This window comes from Nitrosopumilus sp., assembly GCF_025698945.1.
Lineage (GTDB): Archaea > Thermoproteota > Nitrososphaeria > Nitrososphaerales > Nitrosopumilaceae > Nitrosopumilus.
In genome coordinates this window covers 96263-111221 of record NZ_JAILWM010000004.1, presented here as the reverse complement: position 1 = coordinate 111221, position 14959 = coordinate 96263, and the positions used below count along the sequence as shown (strand labels likewise).

The following is a 14959-nucleotide window of genomic DNA, read 5'->3' as shown; positions in this document are numbered from 1 at the left end:
GAGGAGCAGAAAGTTGTCCTAGTTGTAAGAACAATCATGGAATAGAATGTTGTCATTGTAAAGATTAATTTTATTTTCTTTTAGAAGCTAGCATCTTTAAATTAGCTAATTCAGTTTTTAATGATTCGATCTGCACTAAAGTTTGTAAATTAGAGATCTCTTGATTTAATCGTTCAATTTCACTATCTTTTAGTTTTACCGATTCTTTTAGATTTACAAGTTCTGAAGATAATTCGTTTTGAACTTGTTTTATTTCTGAAAGACTGATTTGAGTACCAGTGGTTGTTGTTTGAATTGTTTGTGTACTACTCAAGCTTTTTTTTTCAGAATGAGCATGATTCGGTGCATGTTTGTGCATGTAATCAGCACTTTTTTGTGAAATCCAACATGTAAATGTCAAAAACCATGTAATTGGTACTGCCATAATGAATATGAAATTAAGAATTGGTGCAAAGTCAATAAAATATGGCCATAATCCTGTAAGTACTGCTGCAAAGATACCAGTTGTTACAGTAGCTAAATGATTTCCCAAATATCCCATAAATAATTTGAAAAATTCATTGTTTATAATGTTAATGCTGATACTCAGAAAGTGGTATAAATTAAAAAGAAAAAGGAGCCGAGTTTATTCGTCTTCTTCAGAGGTAGCAGATGCTTTTGGCATATCTGATTGTAGAATTTGGATTTTTTGTAATAGTTCTGTTCGCAGATCTCTTGCAACCCTTCTTACGGTTGGTCGTGGAACACCAAGTTCATCTACAACTTTTGTATAGATATCCTGCTTATCGGTTACCCCTTTGTCAAGATAAGAATTAATTGCTTCTTTAATGATCGTGCTCTGGTTTGTACGATTCAACGAATTCTAAGTTTTAGTTGTTCTATATAAGACTATAACTTTTAGATTTTCAAAATGTCATTTATAAAAATTTCATATTAAAAAAATAAAATTTTTCAAAGTCTTCATAGATATAGCTAACAACGAAAAACGTACTGATAGTTATGGATTTTTCAACATACTTAAAATTTCTATAAGAAATTTCCAGTGATCTCGCAAAAGACTCTTATGATATAATGTTAGAAAAAATTTTAATGGCTACAGTTAAGATTGAAACCAATCATGGAAATATTTCATTTAAACTTCTTCCTGAACTTGCACCAGAGACAGTAAGAAATTTTGAGAAATTAGCTAAAGATGGATTCTATGACGGTACACTTTTCCATAGAGTCATTCCTGGATTTATGATTCAGGGTGGAGATCCAAATACTAAAACAGATAACAAAAGTTCATGGGGAATGGGAGGACCGGGTCATACAATAAAGGCTGAGTTTAGTTCTAGATCCCATTTACGAGGAATTGTTTCTATGGCAAGAGCGCAAGATCCAGATAGCGCAGGGTCACAGTTTTTCATTGTAACCTCAGATAGTACATTTCTTGACAGGCAATATACCGTATTTGGAGAAGTTACTGAAGGGATGGATGTGGCAGATAAGATTGTAAAACTTCAACGTGATCAAAATGATTGCCCACTAGAAGAGGCAAAAATGCTTCGAGTTACTGTGGAATAAATGGATACAAAGATTTTAGGATTTTTAGTAATTTTTACACTATTAACAATAATTCCAGTAGCCAATGCTCAATTGTCAATTGGAGAAAAAGCTACACAAAAGTCTGTGGAAGTATTCATTAGTTTAGATGGAGACGTTCATGTAAAACATGTCATAGTTAAATCAAATTTACCAAAACAAGTTGATCTGATATATGGGACTGTTTCTAATATTTCAGTCACGAATAATGAAGGTGAAGAAAAGCAATTCTCAATAATAGGAGATAATACATCTGTTCTGATTCTTCCATCAGACACAAATTCTGTAATTGAATATGATCTTGATCACGTATTAACCCAAAAAGATAATGTATGGACTTGGAGTTTCTTATATTTAGAAACAACTGATTTTTTATTTCCAGAACAAGTTGATCTGATATATGCTAATGAAAGAACAGTCTTTCTAGATGAAAAGAGAGGAATAACATGTCATGGTTGTCAAATACTTTTGAAATATTCAACTAATGAACCACAAATTTTTAAAAATGTAAAATGGAAAGATAACGAATTCATTGTAGAGATTAAAAGTCATTCAAACATAGAAGAATTTGTTTTTGATCAACCAACTAAGAGTATTACATTTAGAGATCTAGATGGTACAAATTTTGTCAATGTAATTATTCCATTAGAATTGTTATGGGAGCCATATACTTTGTTTCATGATGATGGAAAAATTTTCTTTAGAGATTACAACAATGGAACACATGTTTGGCTCAACTTTGAACCTGAAGAACCAGGAGAAATAATGATTGTAGGGACTACGGTAATTCCTGAATTCCCAGTAGCTCCATTAGTCATAGGATTTTTAATAATACTGATAATTCCATTATTTAAAAAAATTAATCTCCACCAGAACCACATGAACAAAATCCATATTCGTCAATTCTGACTTCACATATTGGGCATTTTTCACCATATTCTACTTCCCATGGTTCTTTACCATAAAGTTTGAAGTGATCATCAATTTCTAAAGGGATCTCTCTTTTCTTTTCCAATGATTTGTATACTCATGTGAACTATACATACATTATCGGAGAATAATTATGAAAATAGAATGTGGTTGTCACTGTATCAAATGTAAGAGTACAGATCTTGAATCAAATAGAATTGGACAAATAGAAAAGGATGGATATTTTGATATGCATCACACCTGCAATCAATGCAATACCCATTTTGATCATTTAGATGGAGAAACTTTTCCAAATTGTGAAAAATGTGATTTTTCTAATTAGCTACTAAGGGTTCTTGAATAAAATAATGTGTTCTATTCTCACTAGAATTTTTTAGAATTTCTTTGTTTGATGCCATTTTTGCTAAAGCTTTTGATACATCTAATGGACTTGCAGCCCAACCATATTCTCGTAATTGTTCAACTGTTTCAGTAACAGTTCTAGGAGAATCAAAGAATCTACTTGTCTCTAAAATTCTTAATTTAGATTTGATTTCATGTGATTGGATATGTTTAGGTTCATTAAATTCTGGTTCAAATGCTTCAGCATCATCAAGATATTCTAAGCCATATTTTGCTGGATGCTCAACTTGTAAATTTTGAGTAGATTCAGGCTCATAGACTAGTTTTGCTTGATTTTCAGGTAGATGTTGAGAAAGACTGTCAATTACTTCACTTAATGTTTGATTATCTACATAGAAGTCTCTAGAGTCGACTTCAATTTCATTTTCACCTAGCTTGAGTTTAATTCTAGCCACTGACTAATACTTGACCAATTTTGATTTATCCTGTTAGCTCTAATGTGCTTTAAGATTAGATCAAAACTTTTACACAATTTATTTGGAATTTTTTCCTCCTGAGTTAAAATGTAATTTTGTAATAACTAGTCGTGAAATCATCTAAAAAAGGAGGTCTAATAGTTCTCTTTGTATTAGCCATGAGTATTTTTGGTTATTCACAATATGCTTCCGCTTCACAGATTGGTGTAAGCATTTCTAGTAGCGAACTACTAAGTGAGAATGAAGAGAGTTCATTTTATAATATAGAATTAAAATTTCAAAATCCATCAGTCTTAATATTATCTGCTGGCGAAACTGAATTCTATGTAATCTCTAAGGATGAAATTATTGGAATAGGTCAATTGGAACCATTCACATTACAGCCTTTAGATAGTAGTAATGTTAAAGGAACATTTCAAACCTATTCAAATTCTGATGGAAAAACAAACTCAGTAAAGATTACAGGAGAAACAAAGTATGACGTGTTATTTGCATCAATTAACGTACCATTTGTATATTATCCAACAGAAGAGCAAGCAAGAGAATTTATACATGAAAGTTAAGTTTTACACAAATGCTTACTGTTTTTGGTTCAACAGCACTAGATACTATTAGAACACCAAAGAAAACATTAAGAAATGTATTAGGTGGAGCTGCAACTTTTGCTGCCATTTCAGCAAGTAATTTTGTAGATACAGGATTAATTGCCGTAGTTGGAAAAGATTTTCCAAAGAAGCATCATGATATATTATCCAAATATCTTGATTTGCAGGGATTTACGATAAAAGACGGAAAAACATTTCGTTATGATGGTAAGTATGACGATACACTAAGTACCAGATCAACTTTAAAAACAGAATTAAATGTATTGGGAGATTTTAAACCAAAAGTCCCAGAAGCTTACAAAAAATCACAATTTGTATATCTAGCTAATAATGATCCTGAACAAAATACAAAGTTAATCAAAGAATTTGATAAAGTAAAATTTTCAATGTGTGATACAATAGACTTTTGGATATCAACTAAACGAGAAGCTGTGATTAAAATGATTAAAGCAGTTGATGCAGTCGTAATAAATGACGAAGAAGCTAAACTCCTCACAAAAGAATTCAATCTGATAAAATGTGCTAAAAAAATGATGCAATGGGGAGCAAAATATGTTATAATTAAAAAAGGGGAGCACGGATCATTGATGTTTTATGATGAGGTAATTTTCCCTACTGCTGGATTTTCCTTAGAGGATGTGGTAGATCCAACAGGTGCAGGAGATTCCTTTGCAGGAGCCATGATAGGATATCTTGCAAGTAAAAATTCAACCAGTATATCAGAGATTAAAAAAGCAGTAGTTTATGGAAATGTTTTAGGTTCTTTTGCAGTTGAAAGATATGGATTAGACGGATTACTAAAAATCAAAAAAGGCGATATAGCAAAACGAGTAAAAATTTATGAAAAGATGATTAGGTTTTAAAAAAGACTTAAGTTCAGTAATTATTCAAATTAATTTATCATTGTCTCAAGAAATGTCTGAAAAATTAGATCGGTTAGAAGAAATATTCAAACTTCAAAAAGGACTTTCTGAAATGATGAAACTTGATAGATATCCAAAAGATACGGAGGGAAGAGTTTCTGCATTATGTACTGCAATTATGCATGAAGCAGTTGAGTTACAGCGTACAACAAATTGGAAATGGTGGAAAACTCCAATAAAGTTTGATGAGGCAGAAGCAAGAGAAGAATTGATAGATATTTGGCATTTTGTTGTACAAGCATCACTTGAATTGAAACTTTCTCCAGATGACATATTAGATGAATACAAGAAAAAAAACGAAATTAACAGAGAAAGACAGAGAAATGGATACTAGTAATTTTTTATTCTTTGAATAATTTTTTCAAAATTTGTTTCATTAATTAGATTTACTAATTCAATTTTATCTTGAAAGTGTTTTATTTTAGATTTTGAAACTGTTAGGATTGGATCAGGACTAGTTGAATTAATGATTCTTTGATTACCATCAATTCCATTTTTGTGTAATTCAAATAATGAGTGTCCTGCTTTGTGTCCCCAAACTTCTTTTCCACAAACAATAATTGTTTTGATTTTTTGATTTTTATTTACAAATTCAATAATGGAATCTATTCCTTTATTCTCAGAAAGTAATCTTCCAACCATGAAAATATGGTTTAAAATTTCAGAATTTTCAAATTTTTTGAGAAGATCTATGCTTGAGAGCGTGCAAACACAGACAGATGAATCAGAATTTCCTATAAAATAGTGCTCAGGTATGGGTAAAATTACCTTACAAAGTTCTCCTATAGCTTCTCCTAGAGAATTCAAAGTATTTCACTAACAGTTTTTGCAATATATTCAATATTTTTTTCAGTTACTTTTGGATGAATTGGTAAAGATACTACATGAGATGCTGCCCAGTCAGTAACAGGAAGTTTAGATTTTAATTTGTAAAATGGAGTTTTGTGAACCGGTGTGGGGTAATATGATGCTGCACCAATTCCTTTTTGATTTAATTTTTTTAGTAGCTGAGTTTGTTTGTTAGTTCCAATCGTGTAAAGATACCAATTTACATTTTCATTTTTTCGTGATAAAGGAAGCTGTATTTTAAGTTCAGATAATAATTTTGATAATAAAGTTGCATTACTTTTTCTTATCTTCAAAAATTTTGGAAGTTTTTTTATTTGTATATTTGCAATTGCAGCATTAATTTCTGGTAATCGTAAATTTAGACCAAATATTTTGGTATCATAACCATTAACCATTCCATGATTTCTGATCATCAATAGTTTATCTCTAAGCATTTTGTTGTTTGTTACAATAAATCCTCCTTCTCCTGCGGTCATAACTTTTGCTGGATACATGCTATAACATCCCATTTCAAAAAATGTACCAGTGTGTTTTCCTTTGTAAGTTGAACCTAAAGATTGTGCAGCATCTTCTATAATTGGAATGTTATTCTTGTTAGAAATTTCTGAGAATTCTTCTATATCTGCTACGTGTCCATAAAGATGAACAGGGATTATTGCACGAGTTTTTTTAGTAATTTTTTTCTTAACGTCAGCAGGATCTAATGTATAATTCTCTTTTAGTATATCAGCAAAAACAGGTTTTGCTCCAGTTGAAATAACCGCATTTGCAGTTGCTACAAAGGTAAATGATGGAACTATTACCTCATCACCTCTTTTGATATCTAATGCATATAGTGCTGCTTGAAGAGCAGCTGTACCAGAGTTGACTGCAATTGCATATTTTGATTTTACAAAAGAGGATGCAGATTTTTCAAATTTCTGGACATATTTACCCCCTTGATTTGCTGACGAGGTTAATGCTCCATTTTTAAGAATAGAAGTTACTTCAGCAATCTCTTCTTTGCCTACTAATGGGACATTAATTGCAATTTTCATTAGTAATTCTGTTAATAACTACTCTATAAATCTCGTCAAGTAAACATGAATTTTTATATTTCAAAATTTGGCAAACGGCATTATGAAACCACGTCATCTTGAAAAAACAGATTCAGGATATAGAGTTTATCTGTATATTTTCTATGTATGTGGATTTATTATGATATCATCACTAATTTTTGGAGTTTATGTAACCACTGTTGAATGGTTAGAAAATGGCACTTATGTTATGGGTGAAGCTATACACAATACAACAATTCCATTTGAAAATTTTGCTAGAGTTTCAACTTGGATATTTTTTTCAACAATAATTGGATGGTATTGTGTTTCTAGAATTGGGTGGAGACGAACTGCAGGAAATAAGTTAGTCGGAACAAGAATGGCTCTACTTCAGTTAATGTTGTTAGGATTTTCTATCATTACACTCTATGAAGTATTATACAATTTTACAGTTCTAAATGCACAAATCACTGCAGGAATTGTGGATGGAATAGTACCAGACATTGATAGATTATCAGTTGCCTATCCAGATCCAGATCGGCCATGGAATTTAGTTTTTGCAACCAAAGTTTTTCTTGCAGCATTTATCATTAGTACTCATGCATTTTATCTAAGCATCAAACCCAGAAAAAGCTTAGATGAGTAGTTGAATAATCAAGAAAATTTAGATTTTTCTTTAATTTTGCATAGAAACTATTTCTCTTAGTATAGATAATGGATTGGGTATGGGACTCTTTGGATCCAGTAAAAACGATTTAAAATGTAAAAAATGCGGTACTGTTCTATCAGATTCTGAACGATTAAAGAGACATCAAGAGGTGGCCCATAACAAGAAAAAAGAAAAATGCAGAGTATGCAATACTGAGTTTGATACTCAAGAGGATTTAAGAAAACATAAAAAAAATTGTAAATAGAATTATAGAAAATTATTCAGATAATCCTGATTCATATTTTGCAGGTCGTTTTAGTGCTTTTTCAATAGATTCTAGGTTTGAAATTTCATTTTTGGAATTCAAAGTTAGTGCATTAATCATTTCTGATCCTAATTGTACAGATTGCTCAGGTAAAGTTTCTAAAAATTTTTTCAATCCTTTCTTGTAATGTTCAATCAGTTCTAGTCCTTCTTCTAGAGTCATAATCAATGTAAATAAATCCAATATTCAAACCTTCCAAATTCATTAAACTTGTTTGAATAACTTTATAGGTTTAGATCCCAAAAGCTGATTTGATTTGGATATTATGGAGAAAGTTGAGTTAATTGAAAAGCCTCCAACTGAAGAAGTTGTTACACATGATGAATTAATAGAATTATTCAAAACAAATTCTTCACCAAAACACTACATTGGTTTAGAGATTTCGGGATTCTTACATTTAGGAAGTTTGATCAGTACAGGTTTCAAGATTAATGATTTTGTAAAGGCCGGAGTAAAATGTACAGTTTTTCTTGCAGATTGGCATACTTTGATCAATGATAAACTAGGTGGAGATTGGGATACCATTTCAAAAGTTTCTCAATATTATCAAGATGCATTCAAACTAGTATGTCCTGATGCACAAATTGTTTTTGGCTCAAAACTTTATGAGGAAAAAACAGAATATTGGTCTGAACTTGTCAAATTTACAAAACATATGTCACTTGCTAGAACAATGAGGACTCTTACTATAATGGGTCGTTCAGAAAATGAAGATAAGATAGAGCTGGCAAAGTTGCTTTATCCACCTATGCAAGCAGTTGATATTCATTCATTGGATGTGGATATTGCTCATGCTGGAATGGATCAAAGAAAGATCCACATGTTAGTTAGGGAGATATTTCCAAAAATGAAATGGAAGGTTCCTGTTGCAGTTCATCATAAACTTCTACCTGGACTTACAAAACCAGTAGATACAAGTAATTCTCAAATACTTGCAAAAATGAGCAAGTCAGATCCAAATTCAGGCGTTTTTATTCATAATTCTGATGATGAGATAAAGAAGAAAATTAGCAAAGCATGGTGTGAGGAGGCAAATATTCTAAACAATCCATTATTAGAAATTGCAAGAACAATAATTTTTCATGAATTCAAAGAAATGAATGTTGAAAGACCAGAAAAATTTGGTGGCAATGTATCATATGGTAATTTTTCACAGCTAGAATCAGATTTTGCTGAAAAGAAATTACATCCAGGAGATCTAAAGCAAACTGTTGGAAATTACTTGACAAAAATAATTTCTCCAATTCGAGATAAGATTAATCTTAGTGAAGAACTAAGTGAGGCAATAAAGAAGAGCTATTAGACTTTAAGATTTGGATTAGTTTGTTCTTCTAGATTGTATTTTGATTTGTAACCTCTTGGATTGATCATCAAATCTTTGTAGGTGTATGTAGATGAATTTCCTATAATTACTGTACTGATCATGCCTAATTTGTCTGAATGATTTGGCAAGTTCTCTAAATCAGTCATAACAATTGTTTCAGATTCTCTAAATGCACCTTTAATAATTGCAACAGGAGTTGTAGGTTTTCTATATTTTAAAAGAATTTTTCTTGTATCTTGTAATTGATGAATTCTTTTTTTGCTTGCAGGATTATAAATTACAATAACAAAATCTCCTTGTGCTGCAGCTTCTACTCTTTTTTCAATAATTTCCCAAGGAACTAATAAATCGCTCATACTAACAACTGCAAAATCAGTCATTAATGGTGAACCAACTATTGATGCACATGAGTTTAATGCTGATACGCCAGGAACTATTTCTACTTGAAGACCATCTTTAGGATTCCATCCTCCTTCAGCAAGTGTTTCATAAATTAATCCTGCCATTCCATAAATTCCTGGATCACCACTTGATACAAGAGAAACAATTTTTCCTGATTTAGCAAGATCAATACATTGATGAGCTCGCTCTACTTCTTGAGTCATAGCATAACGATAGACTGTTTTACCTTCAATAAGATCTTGAACTAGATTCACATAAGTTTCGTATCCAACAATTGTATCGCTTTCTAAAATTACTTCTTTTGCTCTAAATGTCATATGATCGTGATGCCCAGGACCAACGCCGACGATGTATAGTTTACCAGTCAATTTAAAAATAATTTTTTAATCAAGTAATTTATCCGTTTATAGAATTTATTGGAAAGGATCTATGAATGGACAATTAACTATATGATCACTGTTTGTTGGGCGAGCAATACTGACCGTGACCAATTTGTCTATCTTAAAGGAATCAATATCAGATTTTGTCTCAAGAATTTGTGCAGATTTTGCATCATTCCATTCAACTAAGTAAATTCTCCACATTGGACTATAATTTGCATCACCTAATGATGCACCTGCAATTCCAGGCTGGAATCCAAGTGGGCCTGTTCCCTTTATTCCATTTTTGAATTGAAACAAGTCTACTGCTCCAGCATGAGCTATAAGATTTGCAGATTTTGGAGAGGATGCCACACCCATAGTTTCAGCAGGTCCTGATGGTGTTGCATCAGTTACAATATAGTAGATAGTTTCTCCTTGAGGACCCCAACCCCTATGTGCAACAAAAGTTACTGTTAATTCTTTTTTATTTATTTCAGTTATTTGTCCTCCATTGTATGGCATATCATTTGTAATTTCTTTTTCAGAACGAATTTTCATTTGTCCATCAGGCCAAACAATTTGAGGAGTATTTAGAACAATACCTGTTTCATTAAATTCAACTCTACCAGCTTCCTTTGCAGCAATAATTTCTTCAGCTGATGAAAAGACTATTTCTTTTTGACCGGTTTTCCATTTTACCTCAATTACAGAACTAAGTGCACTGTATTCTGATTGTTGTGAAGGTGTAGAAGATAATACTTCATCTTGAAATCCATAAATTCCATCTCCCTTTATCCCATTTTTAAAAATGAATAATTTTTGTAATGAATTATCTGGAATTGTTCCCAAAACTGGTGCAAGTTCTACTTTCCATCCTTGTTGTTCAGAAAGTAATTTTGTAAAATTTTCATCACTTCCATCAGTAATTATGTATAGAACTTGATTTCCATTATAGATTCCTTTGTGCATTGGAATTGTAGCTGCAACATTTGTTCTAGAGAGCATTAATGATGGTTCTTCTTTTTCAAGTTCTATTTTTTGCATAATGACTTCAGTTGGTTGTCCTCTAATCCAACCATCAACACTTACAGTTGCTGTAAATTCTTTGGAATTTGATGAATGCAATGCCAATGCAGCACCTGTAAACTCAAAGGAGCCAGATTTTTTATCAAGATCAATTAGAGACAAGCCATAAACTGTTTTTCCATCAACGCTCCATGTAGCCTGTCCTTTTGCTTGCTGAGGAATAATTTCATGTAGTACAACAAGTTGTACAGGCTCACTTGAAGTAAAGGTCATGGAACCATCATAAAGAGTTCCCTTATTTGGAGATAGTATTAAAGCCAATTGATGATTTTCATGACCCAATCCAAGATCTTGGGTAGATGTAATGGTTTCTGTAAAGTGGATTTTTTTACGAGAACCTGCATCAACGAATTGATCAGATACTAGAGAAACAGAAAGAATACCTGAAATGAATAGGACTATAGATAAAACAACGAAGAGTTTTTTCAATGACACAGATTGAAGTTATTCCTTTAAATGATTTTGTTCTAGTTGATTTTATCAAGCTTAAACGCATCATGTAATGAACGAACTGCAGCATTTGTATCAGAATTTTTAACAACAAATGCAAGATTAAGTTCAGATGAACCTTGAGTAATCATAGAAACATTTACCTTATTTTTCTCAATTGCTCCAAAAACTTTTGATGCTACGCCAACAGTTCCTCTCATTCCTGAACCAATTAACGCAATAATTGCTACATCGGTAGTAATTTCTAATTTTTTGATTATTTTTCCTAATAATTCCATTTCAAGTGCACCTACTGCTTTGTCAAGATCAGTATTTTTTACAACTATTGTGATACTAGATTCTGAGGGATTTTGTGAAATCATCATTACATTGATTCCAGCCTTTGCTAAGGTTGCAAAGATTTTAGCTGCAGTTCCTGGAGTTCCAACCATACTACCCCCTCGGATATCAATTAATCCATTATTTTTTACGTAGCTTACACATTTTACAGTATTTTTTGTTGATGGCGATGGTACAGCAGTTACTAGAGTTCCTTCATTTTTCAAATTGAAAGAATTTCTAATCTTCATTGGTATTTTTTTTGATAATAGAGGCTCAAAGGTTCGTGGATGAATTTGCTTTGCGCCAAACATAGCCATCTCTATTGCTTCAACATAAGATACTTCCTTGAGTAATTTTGCATTCTTTACTATCTTTGGATCTGCAGTCATTAATCCATCAACATCACTCATTAACCAAATTTCATCAGCCTTTATACAAGAACCAATTGTAGATGCTGAATAATCAGAGCCTCCTCTACCAAATGTAGTTACATGTCCATGTTGATCTGCTCCTGCAAATCCACCAACAACTGGTATTGTTTTCTTTGTGAATAATGCTTCCACTGTTTTTAATACTCGTAATCTGGTTGTATCAATTAGTGGTCTTGATTCACCAAAATTTGAATCAGTAACTATTCCTACTTCTTTTCCAGTTAATGGAATTGATTTTTTACCGGAATCATTTATTGCAGCAGATACTAATTTTATTGATAGTCGCTCACCAAATGAGATGAGATAATCCATGGATCTTGGGGTTACTTCACCTAACAGAACCATTCCATCAATTAATGCAAAGAGTTCTGTAAAGTCTTCTTCAAGTTTTGAAAGTAATTTTTTTCTAACATCAGATTTTTTTATAGTTTGTTTTGCTAATTGTTTATGACGATTAGTAATCTTTGCTGCTAGTTGATCTGCTTTTGATTTATTTTCTTTTTTTATTGATTCAGATATTTCTATAAGATCATCAGTAGTGCCACTTATTGCAGAACAAACAACTACAATTTGATTTTCTTTTGATAACGAATTGATGTGTTTAGCTACAGTTTGGATATCTTTAGTGGCAGAGATTGAAGTTCCACCATATTTTAAAACAAGTCTCAATTCAAAATACCTGAATTAGTTAATCTTTAAATGCTTTAACTTTCCACGCGTGGAGCCAAGTAAAAGTGAATTCTACCAATATTTGCTACTTTGAATTCAATTCTAAGTGGTTTTGCGCTTGAAAACTCACATGTAATAAAGCCTGCAGTAGAGCCTACTGCTTTTACTACTGGATTTAGATATTCAAGACTGTAAGTTCCAGTACTATCATCTTTTGATGATATCTCTTCAATATCTTCATCTGCTTTGTCAAGCTCAATTGTTACTTCACCTGAATCACCTTTTCCTGAAAATTCTCCTTTAGAATCAGCTGTGCTTATAGTTAGATAATCAGATACTACTTGGACATCACCAAGAATTTTATCAAACTTTGAAGAGGATAAGATTATTTTAGAATCATAAGGAATTTTTGGTAATGGTGTGTCAGTAGCTGAACTTTCAATTAATCGCATTTTGTATTTTTTATTTTTACCAACTGTAACAAGCAACATGTTTTGCTCAGAGATGCTAATCTCTATACTGTCTTTTTTGTCTGCTCGCTTGATCAGTTTTGAGAATTCATCAATTCGTACACCAAATTTTATGTCACTATCGCATTCATATTTTTCAAAAGCTGAATTTGGCCAAGAGATATCAATTAATGCTACATGTGAAGGATCCATTCCTCTAAAGGTAATTCCTTCAGCTGTTGCAACAAAAGTAGCTTCTTCAACTAATGTTGAAATTGCAGAGATGATTGCCTTTAGATCGTCTGAGCCACTTGTTTTTGCACCAAAAGTCAATTTAACTTTCTTGACTACCAGTACCAGTTAAACGTTATGCGTAATCTCGCCAAGTATGTTTACATTTTGTACAACGATAAAATCTAGTTGTAGGTTCATCTGCACTTCTGGTTTGAAACATCCACCATATTGCCTCATCATGACCACATTTTTCACAATCTAATTTGATCGTTGGATTTGTGTCTTCTCCTTCATTTCCTTCAAAAGCAAGAAGTGAAAAGTCTGGTTCGTCTTCATTAATTTTTTTTGAAATAGTTTTTCCTACTTGTCCCTCAGAATATCCACATTTTGTACATTGGAGACCAGACCCACTCTTTTTTAATTTGACCTCACATTTGGGGCAAAACTTCAATGCTAATTTACCTTGATTTTCGAATTAAACAATTGCTTTAATTCGTCTGCCATCTTTATTGCTGAATCTGTTGCTTTTTGTATTTCACCGAGTGGTTTTGTACTAGAATTAATTCTCATCCAACATTCGTTTGTAAGTGGGTGTTTGACTATAACACCTGCAAAATCGATATTTGACCCCTTTAGGAGCTCATGTTGAATAATGTATAAGATTCCTATATCAGTCTCGGTGATTGAAAGGCTAATTTCTTTGGGTTCTGAGCTGATCACTTGGGCATTCATGTATTCGGAAAAAGCACTTATTGTGGATATAAATCATTATGAGCGGTTAGAATGGGAGAAAGTAAGATTTCAGCAATAGAATTAGTAAAATCAAAGGATGAATATTCATCTGATGAAAATGTGGAGATAAATGTCCAATTTTCACTTGAAGGTGACCTTAGAAATGCGTTCAATGAAGCAAATTGGACAAAGGCATACAATAACAATGATGTTTCATTCAAAATGAAATACGGTATTAAACTGACAACAGGTGGATTTAGGAAGAAAGAACTGGGAAGAACCATTGATACGTACAGAAAGGCATCAATTTTTTGGACTAGAAATCCAAAACTTGTCAATCCAATGAAAGATAGAAGGATTTGGGTTCAGGTAGCTAAAAACTTTGAGCCATTTATCAGACTATCAGAAGAGGAAGTAAGACAGGAATTATTTGACTTTAATGAAAAATTTGTATTCAAAGCATCAGATTTAGGAAAGGGAAAGCACAAGATAAGCGCAGAAGCTTTTGCATCATGGCAAAAACATGATTACACAGAGCCAGGAAACGTAAAAAATAGTTCCCCTGAAATTGAAATCACAATCAATTAGGGATATAAGGAACTTTTTTGTGGAATCATTATGGCAAAATATGATGGTCTTTTAGGACAGCCAATACTTGAAGTTGAAGAGCCTGATAAGGAAGATGGAATTACATTTATCTTTAAAGACAATAGATTTTTGTTCATAAAAGCAGTGGATGGTAAAATTGAGACTGTTTCAATTCCTGAATAGGTGACATA

General features: G+C 32.2%; 24 protein-coding genes. 11 read left to right on the top strand and 13 right to left on the bottom strand.

Annotated features, from left to right (window positions below; translation table 11 throughout):
* Positions 1 to 70: 70 nt before the first annotated feature.
* Both K5790_RS08905 and K5790_RS08900 read right to left on the bottom strand, forming a co-directional pair.
* Complete coding sequence (locus K5790_RS08905; RefSeq protein ID WP_297594297.1) at positions 71 to 541, bottom strand: hypothetical protein; 471 nt, start codon at positions 539 to 541, stop codon at positions 71 to 73.
* An 84-nt stretch (positions 542 to 625) separates the two neighbouring features.
* Positions 626 to 856: a hypothetical protein gene (locus K5790_RS08900; RefSeq protein ID WP_297594295.1), complete on the bottom strand. Its 231-nt coding sequence runs from the start codon at positions 854 to 856 to the stop codon at positions 626 to 628.
* Positions 857 to 1089: 233 nt separating this feature from the next.
* On the opposite strand from K5790_RS08900, the gene K5790_RS08895 reads away from it, so the two are divergent.
* Together K5790_RS08895 and K5790_RS08890 are read left to right on the top strand one after the other, a co-directional pair.
* Positions 1090 to 1566 carry a peptidylprolyl isomerase gene (locus K5790_RS08895; protein ID WP_297594293.1) on the top strand — a complete coding sequence of 159 codons (477 nt, stop codon included), beginning with the start codon at positions 1090 to 1092 and terminating at the stop codon, positions 1564 to 1566.
* Positions 1567 to 2493: a hypothetical protein gene (locus tag K5790_RS08890; RefSeq protein ID WP_297594291.1), complete on the top strand. Its 927-nt coding sequence runs from the start codon at positions 1567 to 1569 to the stop codon at positions 2491 to 2493. It begins immediately after the preceding gene.
* Here the strand turns inward: K5790_RS08890 and K5790_RS08885 are convergent.
* Positions 2444 to 2599: a hypothetical protein gene (locus K5790_RS08885; protein WP_297594289.1), complete on the bottom strand. Its 156-nt coding sequence runs from the start codon at positions 2597 to 2599 to the stop codon at positions 2444 to 2446. The genes K5790_RS08890 and K5790_RS08885 overlap by 50 nt on opposite strands.
* A gap of 48 nt (positions 2600 to 2647) precedes the next feature.
* Here K5790_RS08885 and K5790_RS08880 point away from each other — a divergent pair, with 48 nt between their 5' ends.
* Positions 2648 to 2836: a hypothetical protein gene (locus tag K5790_RS08880; RefSeq protein ID WP_297594287.1), complete on the top strand. Its 189-nt coding sequence runs from the start codon at positions 2648 to 2650 to the stop codon at positions 2834 to 2836.
* On the opposite strand, the gene K5790_RS08875 is transcribed toward K5790_RS08880, so the two are convergent.
* Complete coding sequence (locus K5790_RS08875; RefSeq protein ID WP_297594285.1) at positions 2829 to 3311, bottom strand: hypothetical protein; 483 nt, start codon at positions 3309 to 3311, stop codon at positions 2829 to 2831. The genes K5790_RS08880 and K5790_RS08875 overlap by 8 nt on opposite strands.
* A 131-nt stretch (positions 3312 to 3442) precedes the next feature.
* On the opposite strand from K5790_RS08875, the gene K5790_RS08870 reads away from it, so the two are divergent.
* The 3 genes from K5790_RS08870 to K5790_RS08860 are packed head-to-tail and all read left to right on the top strand — an operon-like array spanning position 3443 to position 5194.
* A complete protein-coding gene (locus K5790_RS08870) occupies positions 3443 to 3895 on the top strand; it encodes a hypothetical protein (protein ID WP_297594283.1) in 453 nt (150 codons plus the stop codon).
* Positions 3896 to 3906: 11 nt separating this feature from the next.
* Entirely contained in the window at positions 3907 to 4800 is an 894-nt protein-coding gene (locus tag K5790_RS08865) for a PfkB family carbohydrate kinase (protein ID WP_297594281.1), read from the top strand.
* A gap of 52 nt (positions 4801 to 4852) precedes the next feature.
* A complete protein-coding gene (locus tag K5790_RS08860; protein WP_297594279.1) occupies positions 4853 to 5194 on the top strand; it encodes a dUTPase in 342 nt (113 codons plus the stop codon).
* Here the strand turns inward: K5790_RS08860 and K5790_RS08855 are convergent.
* Both K5790_RS08855 and K5790_RS08850 read right to left on the bottom strand, forming a co-directional pair.
* Positions 5191 to 5667 (bottom strand): tetrahydromethanopterin S-methyltransferase subunit A, encoded by a 477-nt coding sequence (locus K5790_RS08855; RefSeq protein ID WP_297594277.1) that lies wholly within the window; start codon positions 5665 to 5667, stop codon positions 5191 to 5193. The two genes, K5790_RS08860 and K5790_RS08855, sit on opposite strands and share 4 nt — an antisense overlap.
* Positions 5664 to 6746 carry a DegT/DnrJ/EryC1/StrS aminotransferase family protein gene (locus tag K5790_RS08850; protein ID WP_297594275.1) on the bottom strand — a complete coding sequence of 361 codons (1083 nt, stop codon included), beginning with the start codon at positions 6744 to 6746 and terminating at the stop codon, positions 5664 to 5666. The genes K5790_RS08855 and K5790_RS08850 overlap by 4 nt, the downstream gene beginning before the upstream one ends.
* An 82-nt stretch (positions 6747 to 6828) precedes the next feature.
* Here K5790_RS08850 and K5790_RS08845 point away from each other — a divergent pair, with 82 nt between their 5' ends.
* Both K5790_RS08845 and K5790_RS08840 read left to right on the top strand, forming a co-directional pair.
* The gene (locus K5790_RS08845; RefSeq protein WP_297594273.1) at positions 6829 to 7392 is read left to right on the top strand and encodes a hypothetical protein; all 564 of its coding nucleotides are present in this window, start codon (positions 6829 to 6831) and stop codon (positions 7390 to 7392) included.
* Positions 7393 to 7471: 79 nt separating this feature from the next.
* Complete coding sequence (locus tag K5790_RS08840) at positions 7472 to 7660, top strand: C2H2-type zinc finger protein (protein ID WP_297594271.1); 189 nt, start codon at positions 7472 to 7474, stop codon at positions 7658 to 7660.
* A gap of 12 nt (positions 7661 to 7672) precedes the next feature.
* Here the strand turns inward: K5790_RS08840 and K5790_RS08835 are convergent, their stop codons facing one another.
* Positions 7673 to 7882, bottom strand: a complete 210-nt coding sequence (locus tag K5790_RS08835) for a hypothetical protein (protein WP_297594269.1) — start codon at positions 7880 to 7882, stop codon at positions 7673 to 7675.
* A 94-nt stretch (positions 7883 to 7976) separates the two neighbouring features.
* Between K5790_RS08835 and K5790_RS08830 the strand changes: the two genes are divergently transcribed.
* Positions 7977 to 9023 (top strand): tyrosine--tRNA ligase, encoded by a 1047-nt coding sequence (locus K5790_RS08830; RefSeq protein WP_367182881.1) that lies wholly within the window; start codon positions 7977 to 7979, stop codon positions 9021 to 9023.
* Here the strand turns inward: K5790_RS08830 and cobJ are convergent.
* The 6 genes from cobJ to K5790_RS08800 are packed head-to-tail and all read right to left on the bottom strand — an operon-like array spanning position 9020 to position 14180.
* Positions 9020 to 9814, bottom strand: a complete 795-nt coding sequence (gene cobJ, locus K5790_RS08825) for a precorrin-3B C(17)-methyltransferase (RefSeq protein ID WP_297594266.1) — start codon at positions 9812 to 9814, stop codon at positions 9020 to 9022. The genes K5790_RS08830 and cobJ overlap by 4 nt on opposite strands.
* Before the next feature lie 45 nt (positions 9815 to 9859).
* The gene (locus K5790_RS08820; RefSeq protein ID WP_297594264.1) at positions 9860 to 11323 is read right to left on the bottom strand and encodes a hypothetical protein; all 1464 of its coding nucleotides are present in this window, start codon (positions 11321 to 11323) and stop codon (positions 9860 to 9862) included.
* Positions 11324 to 11361: 38 nt separating this feature from the next.
* Positions 11362 to 12765, bottom strand: a complete 1404-nt coding sequence (locus tag K5790_RS08815) for an aspartate kinase (RefSeq protein WP_297594262.1) — start codon at positions 12763 to 12765, stop codon at positions 11362 to 11364.
* Between the two features lie 35 nt (positions 12766 to 12800).
* A complete protein-coding gene (gene pcn / locus K5790_RS08810; RefSeq protein ID WP_297594260.1) occupies positions 12801 to 13547 on the bottom strand; it encodes a proliferating cell nuclear antigen (pcna) in 747 nt (248 codons plus the stop codon).
* Positions 13548 to 13581: 34 nt separating this feature from the next.
* Entirely contained in the window at positions 13582 to 13899 is a 318-nt protein-coding gene (locus K5790_RS08805; RefSeq protein WP_297594258.1) for a transcription factor S, read from the bottom strand.
* Between the two features lie 2 nt (positions 13900 to 13901).
* On the bottom strand, positions 13902 to 14180 hold the full coding sequence (locus tag K5790_RS08800; RefSeq protein WP_297594256.1) for an RpoL/Rpb11 RNA polymerase subunit family protein: 279 nt from the start codon (positions 14178 to 14180) through the stop codon (positions 13902 to 13904).
* 51 nt (positions 14181 to 14231) lie between these two features.
* On the opposite strand from K5790_RS08800, the gene K5790_RS08795 reads away from it, so the two are divergent.
* Together K5790_RS08795 and K5790_RS08790 are read left to right on the top strand one after the other, a co-directional pair.
* On the top strand, positions 14232 to 14768 hold the full coding sequence (locus tag K5790_RS08795; protein ID WP_297594254.1) for a hypothetical protein: 537 nt from the start codon (positions 14232 to 14234) through the stop codon (positions 14766 to 14768).
* Between the two features lie 30 nt (positions 14769 to 14798).
* Positions 14799 to 14951 carry a hypothetical protein gene (locus tag K5790_RS08790; protein WP_297594252.1) on the top strand — a complete coding sequence of 51 codons (153 nt, stop codon included), beginning with the start codon at positions 14799 to 14801 and terminating at the stop codon, positions 14949 to 14951.
* Positions 14952 to 14959: the final 8 nt, after the last annotated feature.

Coding starts and splice junctions, on each gene's coding strand:
- K5790_RS08800 (WP_297594256.1), bottom strand. CDS start 14,180: ATGAATGCCCAAGTGATCAGCTCAGAACCCAAAGAAATTAGCCTTTCA.
- K5790_RS08835 (WP_297594269.1), bottom strand. CDS start 7,882: ATGACTCTAGAAGAAGGACTAGAACTGATTGAACATTACAAGAAAGGA.
- K5790_RS08880 (WP_297594287.1), top strand. CDS start 2,648: ATGAAAATAGAATGTGGTTGTCACTGTATCAAATGTAAGAGTACAGAT.
- K5790_RS08860 (WP_297594279.1), top strand. CDS start 4,853: ATGTCTGAAAAATTAGATCGGTTAGAAGAAATATTCAAACTTCAAAAA.
- K5790_RS08840 (WP_297594271.1), top strand. CDS start 7,472: ATGGGACTCTTTGGATCCAGTAAAAACGATTTAAAATGTAAAAAATGC.
- K5790_RS08795 (WP_297594254.1), top strand. CDS start 14,232: ATGGGAGAAAGTAAGATTTCAGCAATAGAATTAGTAAAATCAAAGGAT.
- K5790_RS08890 (WP_297594291.1), top strand. CDS start 1,567: ATGGATACAAAGATTTTAGGATTTTTAGTAATTTTTACACTATTAACA.
- K5790_RS08895 (WP_297594293.1), top strand. CDS start 1,090: ATGGCTACAGTTAAGATTGAAACCAATCATGGAAATATTTCATTTAAA.
- K5790_RS08905 (WP_297594297.1), bottom strand. CDS start 541: ATGGGATATTTGGGAAATCATTTAGCTACTGTAACAACTGGTATCTTT.
- K5790_RS08850 (WP_297594275.1), bottom strand. CDS start 6,746: ATGAAAATTGCAATTAATGTCCCATTAGTAGGCAAAGAAGAGATTGCT.
- K5790_RS08845 (WP_297594273.1), top strand. CDS start 6,829: ATGAAACCACGTCATCTTGAAAAAACAGATTCAGGATATAGAGTTTAT.
- K5790_RS08790 (WP_297594252.1), top strand. CDS start 14,799: ATGGCAAAATATGATGGTCTTTTAGGACAGCCAATACTTGAAGTTGAA.
- K5790_RS08865 (WP_297594281.1), top strand. CDS start 3,907: ATGCTTACTGTTTTTGGTTCAACAGCACTAGATACTATTAGAACACCA.